Below are 14,753 nucleotides of genomic sequence, written 5' to 3' on the forward strand. Positions count from 1 at the left end.
AGGATCATCCAGCCGGGCAAGGAGCACCAACGCAGTACCGTCACGCGGGGCACTCAGCCACCCGGGTGTGCGAGGACGAGGGCGAGCGCCGCGCCGTCCGTCCGCCACACCATCGCGCGGCGCCGTCCGCCGAGGACGGGCGGCCGGAGGCCGAGGATCGGGATGCCGCGCGGAGCGGCGCCGAAGACCCCGCTCCGGTCGGCCTTGACCGCGGCCTCCTTCAGCGCCCACGCCCCGGCCACGGCGTCGGGCCGCTCCCCGTCGATGAGGGAGCGCTCCCCGGGCGACAGGAAGTGGTCCGCGACCCGGCGTACGGCGTCCGCCGAGGCGATCTCGCACAGGTCCACCCCGACCGGCTCCGGTGCGAGGGCCGCGGCGACGTACCCGGTGGTGTGGCTGATGGAGAGGTGCAGGTCGACGATCGGGCCGCCACCGACCACGATGCGGGGGCTGCCGTCGTCCCGGGGGAGGATCTCCACGCCGTCCGCCGGCGCCGGGACCACCTCGCCCACCAGCTGCTTGGCGAGCAGCCGGCCGGCCGTCCACTCGGCCCGCCGCCAGGTCGGTAGCGCGCGGACCACGCGCCGCTCGGCCGGTGAGAGCGGCGGCACCTGCCGGAGCTCGCGGGCCCGGGCCACGATCAGGAGGGCCCCGCCCCACCGGTGGACCCGGCCCGCCGCGATCGGCCGGAAGGCGGCGGCCACGGCGGCGGTCATGAGACCGGGGCCCCGTCCGAGTCGAGGAGCAGCAGCTCGCGCGCCAGCGCGGCCACTGCTTGGCGGATCTGGCCCGGCGTGTGGTCGTAGGTGATGAAGAACCGCAGCCGGGCCAGCTCCTCCGGTACGGCCGGATGGAGGATGGGGTTGACGCTGATGCCTTGCTGGAACAGGGCCTCCGCGAGCCGCAGGGTCTTCAACGAGTCCCCGACGATGCACGGCACGACCGGAGTGTCATGGCTGTCCCCGGTGTTGATGCCCGCCTCGCGCGCGAGGTGGACGAAGAGCGCCGCGTTCTCCGAGAGCCGTGCCACCCGCTGCGGCTCGGCGCGCAGCATGCGCAGGGCGGTCAGCGAGGCCGCGGTGTCGGCCGGGGTCATTCCGGCGCTGTAGACGAAGCCCGGCACGGTGTAGCGCAGGTACTCCACCACCGGGCGGCTCCCCGCGACGTAGCCGCCGCAGCTCGCCAGTGCCTTCGACAGCGTGCCCGACCACAGCTCGACCGCCGAGCGGTCGATGCCGTAGTACTCGCCGATGCCGCGGCCCGTCCGGCCGATCGTCCCGATGCTGTGCGCCTCGTCGATCATCAGCAGCGCGCCGTGCCGGCGCTTGACGTCGACGAGGGCGGGCAGGTCGGCGATGTCCCCGTCCATGCTGTAGACGCCTTCGACGACGATGAGCACCCGCCGGTACTGGTCGCGGACCTGCGTCAGCAGGGCGTCGAGTGCGGTGGCGTCGTTGTGGGGGAAGGGCCGCCGGGTCGCGCCGGAGAGCCGGCACCCCTGCAGGATGCTGTCGTGCGCGAGGGAGTCGTGGACGATGAGGTCCCCGGGTCCGACGAGGTGGCCGATCACGGTGACGTTGGTGGCATGGCCGTTGGCCAGGGTGACCGCCGCTTCGCATCCGAGCAGGTCGGCGATCTCGCTCTCGAGTTCCAAGTGGAGCGGTCGGCTGCCGGAGAGCAGCCGGCTGGCGGAGACCGAGGTGCCGCAGCGCTCTATCGCCTCGTGGGCCGCCTCGTTCACCTGCGGGTGGGTCGCCATGCCCAGGTAGTTGTAGCTGGAGAAGGAGAGGAGCTCCCGGCCGTCGATGACGGTGGTGTCCGTCAGCGCGCCCTCGTGGACGAGGAAGTAGGGATTGGCCAGCCCCAGCCCGGAGAACGTGGCGACGCGTTCGGTGTGGGCGGTGACCTCCGGGAAGCACTCGATCCGGGTGAGCTGCTCGGGCAGCGGGGTGGCGACCGGGTCCGAGGCCGTCGGCGGGTCGCAGGCCACGCGGACGGGCGGGTCGGCGGGCGGCGGTGCCGGGGTCTCCTCTGCTCCGGAACGCTGCTCGGGGACGGGGACGGGGACGGGGGCGGGGACGGGGACGGGGGTCGGTACGGAGTCGCCGCAGCAGCGCACGATCATCGCTGCGATCCCTCCGACGGTCGGCCGGTCGGTGGCCGTTTCGTCGCGGGTCCACTGCGGCCACTGCCGCTTGAGGGAGGAGAACAGGTCGGTCAGCATCAGCGAGTCGAAACCGAGGTCGTCGATCAGCAGCTGGTCGTCGCGCAGATGGGCGATGGGGAACGCGCTGACCCGGGCCACGTGCGCGAGCACGCACTCCGTGACCGTGGTGGGGCCCCCGGTCGGCGGCGGTTCCCCGGCGTCGGGCGCACCGGGCGCACCGGGCGCGTCGGGCTCGGCGGGGGGTACCGGGGTGGTTTCGGCCGCCGCCGGGGCGACGACCTGCGCGGCCGGGTTCCGCTCGGGGAGGGTTTCGGCGAGGCGGGCCAGCAGCGCGGCCTCCGTGGCCGGGTTCGGCTCGGGGAGGGTTTCGGCGAGGCGGGCGAGCAGCGCCGTCTGCTGCTGGACCAGCCGGATCAGTTCGTCCATCGGGTGGAGCGGCGAGTCGTTCATCGTGGTCTCCTCGGGGGATACGGGACGGGACTGGGCCCGGGGCCGGTGGGAGGGGACGGAGGTGCCCGTCGCCCCCGGGCGCCGGCGGGGCATCCAGTAGGACTGGGTGGCGAGCTTCGCCACCGGCAGGTCGAGCAGTCGGCGCTCCTCCTGGGGCACCAGGGCGCGCGGGTCGACCGGAGCGCCCAGGACCGCGAGGCGGGCGAGGGCCCGTACGAAGCCCCGACCGCCGTCCGGCGCCACCCCGGCGACGGGGACGACGTGGACGTCGCCGTGGTCGGCGAGGTTGCGGCGGACCGAGGTCAGGAGCGAATTGCCGCCGGTCACCTGGAGGAAGACACGGGCACCCTGGTCGTAGGCGGTGCGCACGGCGTCGCCGAACTGCACCGGCGCGGACGCGTGCCGGGCCCACAGCTCGCGCATCCGCTCGGGGTCGGTGCAGACCTCCGCGTTCACGGAGGAGACGAACGGCAGGACGGGGCTGCTGACGGGGCGGTCGGCGAGGTCCGTGCGCATCTTCTCGTCCGCGGCGGCGAGCCGCGGCGAGTGGAAGGCGTTCGACACGTCCAGCGCCACCGTGACGACCCCCGCCTCGGCGCAGGCCTGCCGCATGGCGTCGAGCCCGTGCGGCGTGCCGCTGACCACGACCTGCCGCGGCTGGTTGAAGCAGGCGAGCCACACGTCGTCGATGCCGTTCACCAGCCGGCGGCAGGTCTCCTTGTCGGTCTGTACGGCGAGCATCCCGCCGCGCAGGCCGCTCTCGGCCTCCCGGAGTGTCGCGCCCCGGTGCACCAGCAGCCGTACGGTGTCCTCGTCGGTGAGGGCGCCGGCCGCAGCGGCGGCGGCGAACTCCCCGACGCTGTGGCCGAGGACCAGGTCGGGAGCGATGCCGAAGCCGGCGAGGAGCCGGGTGGCGGCGATCTGGACGGTCCCGAGCAGCGGCTGGCACACCTCGGTGGAGGCAAGCCGGCGCCCGGTCTCCTCGGCGTCGCCCTCTGCGGTCGCCGCCTCCCCGTACAGCAGGTCGCCGATGTCGAAGCCGGTGGCCTCGCGGGCCGCGGCGCCGAGGCCGTCGACGGTCGCCCGGAAGCCGGGGAACCGCTCGTGGAGGTCCCGCATCATGCCGGGCCGCTGGCTGCCCTGACCGGGGAAGAGGAAGGCGAGCCGGCGCCGCTCGGCCGGCAGCGGGGCGTCGGCGGCGAAGGCGTCGTCCCCCAGGTCGCCCCGGTCGCCCTCGACGAGCTGCTCGCGGGCGCGGCGCAGCCGCCGGACGAAGGACTCCGTGTCGTCGGCCACGATCGCGAGCCGGGCCGTCAGCGGCCGGCGGGAGCCGAGGGTGTGGGCCACGGCTGCCAGCGGGGCGGGGTCCGCCGTGTCGAGTGCGTCGAGAACGTCGCCGATGTGCTGGTCCAGGAGCTCGGGACTGCCGGCCGAGAGCAGGACGAGCTGGGGGCCGGTGTCCGGGGCGGCCCCGGTCTGCCCGGTGCGTTCCGGGAGACGGCCGGTAGCCGGGGCGGGGGCGGGCCGCTCCTCCAGAACCACGTGGACGTTCGTCCCGCCGAAGCCGAACGAGCTGACGGCGGCCCGGCGCGGAGCGCTGGAGTCCGGAAAGGGTCGCGGGGCGTCGGCGAGGCGCAGGCCGGCGGCGTCGATGCCCAGGTCCGGGTGCGGCGCGGTCCGCGGCTGCGGAACGATCGTCCGGTGGTGGACGACCAGGGCCGTCTTGATCAGTCCGGCGATGCCCGCGGCGGACAGCGAGTGCCCGATGAGGGCCTTGCCCGCGCCGACGTAGCACAGCGAGGGGTCGTCGTCGGGGTACTCGGTGCGCAGCCGGCGCAGCGCCTCGACCTCGGCGCGGTCGCCGGTGGCGGTACCGGTCCCGTGGGCCTCCAGGAAGCCGACCGTGGACGGGGCGACCCCCGCGTCGTCGTAGGCCCGGCGCAGGGCGCGCAGCTGGCCTTCGGGAGCGGGCGCCAGCGGCCCGGGGGACGCGCCGTCGTTGGCCGAGCCGATGCCCTTGACCACCGCGTAGACCCGGTCGCCCGCGGCGAGCGCGTCGGCGAGCGGCCGTACGACGACGGCGCCGGCACCCTCACCGAGGACGAAACCGTCGGCCCCCTCGTCGAAGGGGCGGCACACCCCGGTGGCGGACAGCGCCCGGAGCGTGGAGAAACCGATCAGGCTGTCGGGCGTGAGGTTGAGGTACACGCCACCGACGACGGCGATCCGGCAGCTGCCCTGGCGCAGTTGGGCCATGGCCTGGTCCAGGGCGACGAGCGAGCCGGAGCAGGCGGCGTCGACGGCGAAGCTGGGCCCGCCGAGGTCGAAGTGCCGGCTGACGGTGCCGGGGGCCATGTTGAGCAGGCTCCCCGGCAGGCTGAAGGCCTGCACGGTGCCGAGCGATCCCGCGTGGTCCTTGACGGCGTCGAGGAGGCCGCCGGGGTCCGCCGCGGCCTGCCGCGCGTCCTCCGCCAGGGCGATGGCCCGGATGGGCGCCGACATCAGGTCCTTGTAGTCGGACACCGACATTCCGCAGAAGACCCCGGTGTTCTCCCGGTCGAAGTCGCCCCGGCCCAGCCCCGCGTCGTCCAGGGCCTCGCGGGTGACGTCCAGCAGCAGCCGGTGCTGCGGGTCCATGGCCCGGGCGCGAGCGGGCGGTACGCCGTAGTGCAGGGCGTCGAAGCGGTCCACGTCGTCCAGGAAGGCGACCTGGTCGGTGTACGTGGCATGGGGTGCGGAGGGATTGCCGGGTTCGTGGAAGGTCTCATGGTTCCAGCGCTCCTTCGGCACGGCGGAGAACTGTCGTTCCCCGCTCAGCAGGAGCTTCCAGTAGGCGCTGATGTCGGGAGCGCCGGGGAAGCGGCAGCCGAGTCCGGTGATGGCGATGTCGGTCATGGGAGTTCTTCCTTGCCGTGAGAGGGGGGTGGGACGGGGGTACGGGAGGGGACGGGTAGGGGAGGGGCGGCTGGGCAACGGCGGTCAGTGGCGCGCGCGGGCCGGGGTCCGCAGGGCGGGCCGGGCCGTGGGACACCTGCGGACGGGCGCGGGAGGCGGCCGGGACGCCGGGAGCGGCTCCTTGGGCCGGATGGGACGCGGCGCCCACCAGTTCAGTCCGCCCGCCAGGCGCATCAGCGCCGGTACGAGGACGCCCCGTACGAGCGTGGCGTCGAGGAGGACGCCGAGGCCCGCGCCGATCCCGAAGAACTGCAGGAGGGACACCTGCGAGGTGCCGAAGCTCAGGAGGGTGAAGGCGAGCAGCGCGCCGGCCGTGGTGACGATGCCGCCCGTGCGGGCCATGCCCGTGACGATCGAGCGGGCGTTGTCCTGCCCGGCTTCGTGCGCCTCCTTGATGCGCGCGAGGACGAACACCTCGTAGTCCACCGAGAGCCCGAAGACGATGCAGAACAGCAGGACCGGCATGGTCGTGCTGAGGGGTCCCGGCGTGAAGCCGAGCAGCTGGTGCAGGTGACCCGACTGGAAGACCCACACCATGGCGCCGAGGACGGCAGCGAGACTCAGCGCGTTCAGCGCGATGGCCTTCAGCGGCAGCAGCAGGCTGCGCGTGAAGCCCAGCAGCAGCGCGAAGGTGGTGAGCGAGATCAGTGCGAGGGCCAGCGGGATCCGGTCGCCCACGGTGGCCTTGGCGTCGACCAGGACCGCGCTGGGGCCGCCGACGAGGGCCTCGGTGCCCGCGGGAGCGGGGACCGCACGGACGTCGTGGACGAGCTGCTGGGCGGCGTGCGACTGGGGGTCGACCAGCGGCACCACGGAGAGCTGGACCGGGGCGTCCCCGGTGGGCCGGTTGGTGGCCGAGGCCGGGCTGGAGACCGCTGCCCGCTCCCCGTACCGGAACCCGCCGTCGGGTCCGACGACCTGGGCGACCTGCGGGAACGCGGACAGGCGGCGGGCGTACTCCACCCGCTCCGACGGGGAGGCGTTGCCCGTGGTGACGACCGTCAGCGCGCCGGAGCCCTTCATGTCGAACCGGTCGCGCACCAGGTCACCGGCCTGCCGGCTGGACGCGCCCGACGGCAGCGCCCGGTCGTCGGGGGTGGCGAAATCGGCGTGCGCGAAGGGCGCGGCGAGCAGCACCAGCAGGCCGATCACCGGCAGCGCCGCGATCAGCGGGCGGCGTACGACGAGCTGCGCCAGCCCCTCCCAGAACCCGGACCGGGAGCCCGAGCGGACCGTGCGGCGCCACGGCACGGCCCAGGAGTTCACCCGCTTTCCGAGCAGTGCGAGCAGGGCGGGCAGTACGGTCACGGCGCTCACCGCCGCGATCGCCACCACGGCGATGCCCGCGTAGGCGAAGGAGCGCAGGAAGTACGGCGGGAACACCAGCAGCGTGGCGAGCGCGGCGGAGACCGTGGCGGCGCTGAAGGCGATCGTGTGGCCCGCGGTGCGGACGGTCCGTACGGCGGCGGTGCTCGGGCGGAACCCGGCGGCGAGCTCCTCCCGGAACCGCGAGACGACCAGCAGCCCGTAGTCGATGCCCAGCCCCAGGCCGAGCGCCGTGGTGAGGTTCAGCGCGAAGACGGACACGTCGGTGACACGGCCGAGGAGGCTCAGGACCAGCAGCGTCCCGGCGATGGAGAGGACCCCGATCAGCAGGGGCAGGGCCGCGGCGACCACACTGCCGAACACCAGGACCAGCAGGACCAGGGTGCCCGGCAGGACGACGGACTCGGCCCGCTTCAGGTCGGACTCCGAGATGTCCTGGAGCTCGGCGTCGACGAGGGCGCTCCCTCCGACGTGCACCGTCAGGGCCTTGCCGGCACCCGCCGGGGTGGCCAGCTCCGCGCGCAGCCGCTCGGCCCGCCCCGCGAGCTCCTCCCCCTCGCCGTCCACGTGGGCGACCAGCATCGCGGCGCGACCGTCGCGGCTGCGCAACTCCGCCGCGCCGCCGGTCCAGTACGAGGTCACGGCGCTCACGTGCGGTTGCGCGGCGAGCCTTCCGGTCAGCTCCGCGCCCGCGCTGCGGGCGGCCGGGCCGTCCACGGAACCGCTGCCGCTCTCTGCTACCAGGACCAGGTTCGGGGAGGCGCCCAGGCGCTCGGCGGCCAGGTGCGCGGCGCGGCTGGACTCGGACCGCGGATCGTCGTACCCCTGAGTCTTCAGCCGTCCGGTCGCATCCATGCCGAAAACGACGGACAGGACGAGGAAGACGAGCGCGCCGACGAGGACGAGTCGGGGGTGACGGGTCACGAAGGCCCCTGCGCGGCGGAACATGGATGCCTCCGGTACGGACGGCGATTCGCTCCTGCTCTCGCGCAGGAAGGTCGATATCCACCGTGCCCGGAGGCGGGTCGGGGCCGTAGTCCCGGCCATTCGTACCTTGACAGGAGCGCAGGGGCGGTAGCCCCGGGGCGTCGACACGCAGGGTGACATTGCGTGTCCGCGGGTCACTCGATGTGGTGGGTCCGTGGTGGGAGTGGCGGCGCCGGGGTGCGTCCGGTGCGTCCGCCGCCGACTATGGGCGGCGTACCACCCCCACTGCCGTTGTCAGGAGCTCACCATGCTGGAGCGCAAACTGCGCAAGGACCACACCGAGGTCACCTTCATCCTGCCCGTCGACACCCCGCCGGGACCGGTCAGCGTGGTGGGCGACTTCAACGACTGGCAGCCCGGTGTCCACACCCTGGCCCGCCGCAAGGACGGCAAGCGCGCCGTGACCGTCGAGCTGCCCAGCAAGAGCACGCATTCCTTCCGGTACCTGGCGGCCGGGGACTACTGGTTCAACGACGAGAGCGCCGGGGACCAGGACGGCCCCAACAGCCGCCTGCACACCTGACGGCCCGGACTCCTCGCGAACCGCAGCGCGCCCCGGCCATGGGCCGGGGCGCGTTTGTGCGGCACTGATCAAGTGAAGTAAGGTTAGGCTAATCTAATCGATCAACAGTGCATATTTGGGGGCGAGTTGGTGGCCTCTCACTCCCGCCTGCCCGTTTTGTCTATCGACAGCGCGCCAGGGGATCAGCTTAGCTTTGCCTAAGTTTCGGTCGCGGTTGCGTCGGCGTGCCGACCCGTCCGGGCGGTGGATCGAAGGGATGACGTAGAGCGACATGGGCACGATTGCAGTGGAACGCCCCGTGCCCAGGGGCGTAACGGAGGCCCGTCGGCGGCGGGTCGTGGGTTCGGTCACCCTGGTGCTGGTCCTCCTGGCCGCCGTGGTGGTCTCGTTGGCCGTCGGCGCGCGGGCGCTGACTCCCGCCGAGGTGTGGCGCGGGTTATCGGCGGCGCCGGACCCCGACCAGCGGCTCACCGAGATACGGCTCATCGTGCGGACCGTACGGGTGCCGCGCACGGTGCTCGCGGTCGCGGCGGGCGTGGCCCTGGGGGTCGGCGGGGCACTGATCCAGGGGTACACGCGCAATCCGATCGCCGACACGGGTCTGCTGGGCGTGAACTCCGGTGCCTCCTTCGCCGTGGTGCTGGTGATCGCCCTGTTCGGGTTCGCCAACCCGTTCCAGTACGTCTGGTTCGCCTTCCTGGGCGCCGCCGTCGCCGGCGTCGTCGTCTTCGGACTGGCGAGCATCGGCCGGGGGGCCGGAAACCCGCTGACCCTCGCGCTGGCCGGACAAGGGGTCACGGTGTTCCTCGCCGCGATGACCACGGCGGTCGCGCTGTCCGACAAGGCCTCGCTGAACGCCCTGCGGTTCTGGAACGCGGGCTCCGTGGCCGGTGTCGGGTTCGACGTCATCTGGCCGGTGATCGCGTTCATCGCCGTCGGGCTGGTGCTCGCGCTGATCACGCTGCCCGCCCTGAACCTGCTCAACCTCGGCGACGACGTCGCGCGGGGGCTGGGCGTGAACATCGTGCTCAGCCGGACCATCGGCATCGCCGCCATCACCCTGCTCGCCGGAGCCGCCACGGCGGCGTGCGGCCCCATCGCCTTCCTCGGCCTGATGGTGGCCCACATGGCCCGGTACCTGACCGGGCCGGACTACCGCTGGCTGGTGCCGTACGCGGGCCTGCTCGGCGCCGTCGTCCTGCTGGTCTGCGACATAGCGGGGCGGCTGCTGGTGCGGCCGGGGGAGCTGGACGCGGGGGTCGTCGTGGCCCTCCTCGGAGCCCCGTTCTTCGCGGCGCTGGTGTGGCGCGGAAAGTTCAAGAGCGCATGACCGGAACCGAGGTGACCGAGGTGAAGGCATTGGCACCGGTGACGCCGGGCGTGCGGCTCGGCGCCGTCTCGTTCGTGTGGCGGCCGTGGGTCGTGTGCGTCACGCTGCTGCTGGCGGCGGCGACCTTCCTCGTGTTCTGCGTGTCCATCGGAGTGGGGGACTTCCCCATCGGCCTGTCGCGGGTGATGGCCACGGTCGTGGGCGGGGGCGAGCAGGTCGACAAGTTCGTGATCATGGATCTGCGGATGCCGCGCGCCCTGGCGGGGCTCGTCGTGGGCGTCGCGCTCGGGGTGTCCGGGGCGATCACCCAGTCGATCGCGCGCAATCCGCTGGCCAGCCCGGACATCCTGGGGATCACCGGGGGCGCCGGCGCGGTCGCGGTGTTCCTGGTGACGGTGTCCGGCGGGACCGCCGCGGCGGTCGTCAACTCCGTGGGCCTGTCCGGGGCGGCGCTCGCGGGCGGCCTCGGCACCGGGCTCCTCGTGTACTTCCTGGCGTGGCGGCGCGGGATCGACGGCTTCCGGCTCATCCTCATCGGCATCTCGGTGAGCGCCGTGATGGAGGCGGTCACGACCTGGCTGCTGGTCACGGCCGACATCAGGGACGTGGCCCGGGCCCAGGCCTGGCTGGTCGGCTCCCTGGACAACCGGTCGTGGGACGACGTGGGCGTGGCGCTGTGGTGCACCCTCGCCCTGATGGTCGTCGTGACGGTGGTCGCGTTCCAGTTCAAACCGCTGCACCTCGGTGACGACGTGGCCGCGGGCCTGGGCGTCCGGTACACGAGGGTGCGCGCCGTGCTGCTGCTGTGCGCGGTGCTGCTGGCCGGCGTGGCGGTGAGCGCGGCCGGCCCGGTCCCGTTCGTCGCGCTGGTGGCGCCGCAGGTGGCGATGCGGCTGACGAAGTGCCCGACACCGCCCATGGCGGCCTCCGGGATGGTCGGAGCCCTGCTGCTGATCGGCGCGGACCTGGTCGCCCGTACGGCGCTGCCGATCACCCTCCCGGTCGGCGTGGTGACCGCCGTGATCGGCGGTCCCTTCCTCATCCATCTGCTGGTGCGGGCCAATCTCCGCTAGCCGCCGTCCCCGTAGACCCTCGGGCACCAGACCTTCAGGCACCAGACCTTCAGACCTTCAGACATGCCTACTTCAGGGGGAGTTGTGGCCGCATCGCAGATCGCCGGGACCGAGTCCGACGGGGACGAGGCCGTACGGCTGGCGGCCAGAGGGGTCACCGTCGGGTACGGCGGCCGGGTCGTCATCGACGACCTCCACGTGGCGATCCCACCGCGGGTGATCACCACGATCATCGGCTCCAACGGGTGCGGGAAGTCGACCCTGTTGCGGACCCTGTCCCGGCTGCTCAAGCCGACCAGTGGATCGGTCGTGCTGGACGGCGAGGACATCGGCCGGCTCAGGACCAGGGACGTGGCCAAGAAGCTCGGCCTGCTGCCGCAGGCTCCGGTGGCGCCCGAGGGGCTCACCGTGGCCGACCTCGTCGCCAGGGGCCGCCATCCGCACCAGAGTTGGCTGCGGCAGTGGTCCTCCGACGACGCCGACGTCGTGGCGCGGGCCCTGGCCATGACCGGGGTGTCCGACCTGGCCGACCGCCCGGTCGACGCGCTGTCGGGCGGGCAGCGGCAGCGCGTCTGGATCTCGATGACGCTGGCCCAGGGCACCGACCTGCTGCTCCTGGACGAGCCGACCACCTATCTGGACCTGGCGCACGCGATCGACGTGCTCGACCTCGTGGACGACCTGCACGAGTCGGGATGCACCGTGGTCCTGGTGCTGCACGACCTCAACCTGGCCGCGCGCTACAGCGACAACCTCATCGTGATGAAGGCCGGTTCGATCCTTGCGCAGGGGCATCCCCGTGACGTGATCACCGCCGAGCTGTTGTACGAGGCGTTCGGGCTGCGCGCCAAGGTGATCGACGACCCGGTGGGCGACCGACCGCTCATCGTGCCCATCGGGCGCGCCCACGTGAACACCCCATAGATCAAACAAAGTTACGTTGCAAGTAAGGCTAGGCTAGCCTCACTTGGGCGCGGTAGGGTTTGGCTGCCCTCGGGCGGAACTGCAGTGGACGGCACGAAAGCAAGGGATTTCGGATGCTTTTCCATCGAACGACACGTATGAAGCCCTGGCAGCGGCTGGCGGCAGGAGTGTCCGCCGCGACCCTCGGTGTCGGCCTCCTGGCCGGATGCGGTTCCGATTCGGCGGACCAGGCCGACAAGAAGAGCGACGGCGCCCCGGCCGCCGGGGGTACCTTCCCGGTCACCGTGGAGCACGCCTTCGGATCGACCAAGGTCGAGAAGGCTCCCAAGCGGGTCGTCTCGGTCGGATACACCGACGACCAGGCCATCCTGGCGTTCGGCAGCAAGCCGGTCGGCATGGTCGACCAGTACCCGAACCCACCGGGCACCTCCCCCGACATCAACACCCAGTGGCCGTGGGTGAAGGAGAAGTGGGGGGACACCCGCCCCGAGGTCGTCATGAGCAACGGTGACGCCGGCCCGAACTACGAGAAGATCGCGGCCCTGCGGCCGGACCTGATCATCGCCGTGTACTCCGAGATCGACCAGGCCGGCTACGAGAAGCTCTCCAAGGTCGCTCCGACGGTGGGCCGCACCAAGGCCGAGAAGGAGCCGTTCAGCGCCCCCTGGCAGGACAACGCCGTCCACATCGCCAAGGCGCTGGGCCAGGAGGCCAAGGGCACCGAACTGGTGAAGGGCATCCAGGACAAGCTCGACACGGCCAAGAAGGCGCACCCCGAGTTCGCGAACCAGACGGCCGTCCCGCTGTCCTGGTACAAGGACTCGGTGGCCCCGTTCACCACCACCGACGTGCGCGGCCGGCTGGTGACGGGCATCGGCTACAAGGGCCAGACCGAGATCGACAAGATCGCGGACGGAAAGTTCTACACCACGCTCTCCCCGGAGCGCATGGACCTCGTCGACGTCGACCGCATCTTCGTCATCGCCGACAAGGCGGACCAGGAAGCACTGAAGAAGTTCCAGCTGTTCACCAACCTGAACGCGGTCAAGAACGGCAAGGTCTCCTACCTCCTCGACAGCGAGGGCCCGGCCGTCGGCGCGGCCATGTCCCAGGGCACCCTGCTCTCCCTGCCGTACGCGATCGACGAACTCGTCAAGTCGGTCGGTTAGGTGTGAGCACCACCGCCACGCGCGTCGCCCCGTCGACCCTGCGCACCACGACCGGACGCGAGGCCACCCGCTGGGTCGCGACGCACTGCCGCGAGGTGCCGTGGCTGACCTTCGCCACCGTGTTCACCACGGTGGCGGGGGCGGCCCTCCAGGTGCTCCCGCTGCTCCTGCTCGGCCGGGTCGCCGACGGGGTGGTCGCGGGCGGACCGCGCTCGATCCTGGTCACGACCGGGGTGTTGATGGTGGCCGCCGCGCTGCTCGGCGCGGCGGCCACCGCCCTGTCGACCTACCTCATCGGGCGCCTCGGCGCGGACCTGCTCGCCCGGCTGCGCGAAGGCGCCGTCCGGGCGGTGCTGGGGATGCCGAGCGCCCGCATCGAGCAGGTCGGCCGGGGAGACGTGCTCTCCCGGGTCGGCGACGACGTGGCCGTCCTGTCCAAGGGCATCAGGACGGCCGTCCCCACCGTGTTCTCGGCGGGGGTGCTGGTCGTCATCGCCACGCTCGGCATGTTCGGCCTGGACTGGCGGCTCGGACTGGCCGGTGCCTGCGCGCTGCCCGCGTACGGGCTGGCCCTGCGCTGGTACCTGCCCCGCTCCGCCCCGCTCTACCAGAAGCAGCGGGCGGCCCAGGCCGACCGCGCCCAGGCCCTGATCAGCGGGCTGAACGGGATCGACACGGTCCGCGCGTACCGCCTCGAAGGGGCCGTCCGCGAGAAGGTCACCCACGAGTCGTGGCGGGTGCGCGAACTCGGCATCGAGGTGTTCCGGCTCTTCGGCCGCTTCGTCGGCCGCGAGAACCGCGCCGAGTTCATCGGACTGGTCCTGATCATCGTGGTGGGGTACGCGCTGCTGGAGGCCGACGCCGCCAGCCTCGGCGAGGTCTCCGCGGCCCCCCTGCTGTTCCACCGCCTCTTCACCCCGCTCGGCTCGATCATGTTCACCTTCGACGAGGCGCAGAAGTCGGGCGCGAGCCTGACCCGCCTGGTCGGAGTACTGGAGGAGGACGCGGAGGACCGGCTGGTGGGGGCCCTGGCCGCGACGCGGGCGGCGGACCCGCCGGACCCGGTGACCGTGGAGGTGCGCGGGCTGACGTTCCGCTATCCCGACTCCGAGGATCCGGTCGTCCGGGACGTGGACCTCACGATCCCGGCAGGCACCTCGCTCGCGCTGGTCGGGGCCACCGGCGCGGGCAAGTCGACTCTCGCGGCGCTGATCGCGGGCATCGGCACCCCGCAGGCCGGGTCGGTCCGCATAGGGTCCACCGACCTCGCCGGTCTCGACGAGGCCGGGGCGCGGGCCCTGGTGAGCATCCTGACGCAGGAGACCCACGTCTTCTCCGGTCCGCTCGCCGAGGACCTGCGCCTGGCCGCACCGGAGGCGACCGACGCCGAGCTGAGGGACGCCCTGCGCACGGTCGGCGCCGACGCATGGGTCGACGCACTGCCCGACGGGCTGAACACCCCGGTCGGCGAGGGCGGCGAACGCCTCGACGTCACCAAGGTCGCCCACATCGCCCTGGCCCGGCTGGTTCTGGGCCGCACCCCCGTCGTGGTGCTCGACGAGTCCACGGCGGAGGCGGGCAGCGAGGGCGCGGCCGAGCTGGAACGGGCCGTGCTCGCCGCCTGCGCGGGCCGGACCACGCTGTTCGTGGCACACCGGCTCACCCAGGCGATGGCGGCGGACCGGATCGCCGTACTGGACGCGGGACGCGTCGTGGAGCAGGGGACGCACGAAGAGTTGGTGGCCCTGAGCGGCCGCTACGCACGACTGTGGCGGGCCTGGCGCGAAGGCAGCTAGGCCGCCCCTTTTTCGGTTGGGCCAACATATCGATCTGGAAAGGGCGTTGAGCC

Annotated in this window: 9 protein-coding genes; 6 read left to right on the forward strand and 3 right to left on the reverse strand. The window is 72.7% G+C overall.

From position 1 onward, the window contains the following. Window positions 1-53 precede the first annotated feature (53 nt). The 3 genes from OG386_RS36520 to OG386_RS36530 all read right to left on the reverse strand — a co-directional run bounded on the left by OG386_RS36520 (window position 54) and on the right by OG386_RS36530 (window position 7,846). The gene (locus tag OG386_RS36520; RefSeq protein ID WP_328791648.1) at window positions 54-716 is read right to left on the reverse strand and encodes a 4'-phosphopantetheinyl transferase family protein; all 663 of its coding nucleotides are present in this window, start codon (window positions 714-716) and stop codon (window positions 54-56) included. Further along, the gene (locus OG386_RS36525) at window positions 713-5,512 is read right to left on the reverse strand and encodes a type I polyketide synthase (RefSeq protein ID WP_328791649.1); all 4,800 of its coding nucleotides are present in this window, start codon (window positions 5,510-5,512) and stop codon (window positions 713-715) included. Before OG386_RS36525 ends, OG386_RS36520 begins: the two co-directional genes overlap by 4 nt. Window positions 5,513-5,596: 84 nt before the next feature. Next, entirely contained in the window at window positions 5,597-7,846 is a 2,250-nt protein-coding gene (locus OG386_RS36530) for an MMPL family transporter (RefSeq protein ID WP_328791650.1), read from the reverse strand. Window positions 7,847-8,132: 286 nt separating this feature from the next. Here OG386_RS36530 and OG386_RS36535 point away from each other — a divergent pair, with 286 nt between their 5' ends. The 6 genes from OG386_RS36535 (at window position 8,133) to OG386_RS36560 (ending at window position 14,700) form a co-directional block, all read left to right on the forward strand. Continuing rightward, window positions 8,133-8,408, forward strand: coding sequence for an isoamylase early set domain-containing protein (locus OG386_RS36535; RefSeq protein WP_030009921.1), 276 nt, complete (start codon window positions 8,133-8,135; stop codon window positions 8,406-8,408). A 271-nt stretch (window positions 8,409-8,679) separates the two neighbouring features. Beyond that, a complete protein-coding gene (locus OG386_RS36540; RefSeq protein ID WP_328791651.1) occupies window positions 8,680-9,738 on the forward strand; it encodes a FecCD family ABC transporter permease in 1,059 nt (352 codons plus the stop codon). Then, a complete protein-coding gene (locus OG386_RS36545; RefSeq protein ID WP_328791652.1) occupies window positions 9,735-10,811 on the forward strand; it encodes a FecCD family ABC transporter permease in 1,077 nt (358 codons plus the stop codon). Before OG386_RS36540 ends, OG386_RS36545 begins: the two co-directional genes overlap by 4 nt. A gap of 63 nt (window positions 10,812-10,874) precedes the next feature. Continuing rightward, window positions 10,875-11,735 carry an ABC transporter ATP-binding protein gene (locus tag OG386_RS36550; RefSeq protein WP_328791653.1) on the forward strand — a complete coding sequence of 287 codons (861 nt, stop codon included), beginning with the start codon at window positions 10,875-10,877 and terminating at the stop codon, window positions 11,733-11,735. Window positions 11,736-11,848: 113 nt separating this feature from the next. Continuing rightward, window positions 11,849-12,904 carry an iron-siderophore ABC transporter substrate-binding protein gene (locus OG386_RS36555; RefSeq protein WP_328791654.1) on the forward strand — a complete coding sequence of 352 codons (1,056 nt, stop codon included), beginning with the start codon at window positions 11,849-11,851 and terminating at the stop codon, window positions 12,902-12,904. A gap of 2 nt (window positions 12,905-12,906) precedes the next feature. After that, on the forward strand, window positions 12,907-14,700 hold the full coding sequence (locus OG386_RS36560) for an ABC transporter ATP-binding protein (RefSeq protein WP_328791655.1): 1,794 nt from the start codon (window positions 12,907-12,909) through the stop codon (window positions 14,698-14,700). The last annotated feature ends 53 nt before the right edge of the window (window positions 14,701-14,753 follow it).

Source organism: Streptomyces sp. NBC_00273, from assembly GCF_036178145.1.
Lineage (GTDB): Bacteria > Actinomycetota > Actinomycetes > Streptomycetales > Streptomycetaceae > Streptomyces.

Excerpts from the sequence above, each read along its gene's own strand:
- OG386_RS36555 (WP_328791654.1), top strand. The coding sequence starts at position 11,849 with ATGCTTTTCCATCGAACGACACGTATGAAGCCCTGGCAGCGGCTGGCG.
- OG386_RS36525 (WP_328791649.1), bottom strand. The coding sequence starts at position 5,512 with ATGACCGACATCGCCATCACCGGACTCGGCTGCCGCTTCCCCGGCGCT.
- OG386_RS36520 (WP_328791648.1), bottom strand. The coding sequence starts at position 716 with ATGACCGCCGCCGTGGCCGCCGCCTTCCGGCCGATCGCGGCGGGCCGG.
- OG386_RS36530 (WP_328791650.1), bottom strand. The coding sequence starts at position 7,846 with ATGTTCCGCCGCGCAGGGGCCTTCGTGACCCGTCACCCCCGACTCGTC.
- OG386_RS36540 (WP_328791651.1), top strand. The coding sequence starts at position 8,680 with ATGGGCACGATTGCAGTGGAACGCCCCGTGCCCAGGGGCGTAACGGAG.
- OG386_RS36545 (WP_328791652.1), top strand. The coding sequence starts at position 9,735 with ATGACCGGAACCGAGGTGACCGAGGTGAAGGCATTGGCACCGGTGACG.
- OG386_RS36550 (WP_328791653.1), top strand. The coding sequence starts at position 10,875 with ATGCCTACTTCAGGGGGAGTTGTGGCCGCATCGCAGATCGCCGGGACC.
- OG386_RS36535 (WP_030009921.1), top strand. The coding sequence starts at position 8,133 with ATGCTGGAGCGCAAACTGCGCAAGGACCACACCGAGGTCACCTTCATC.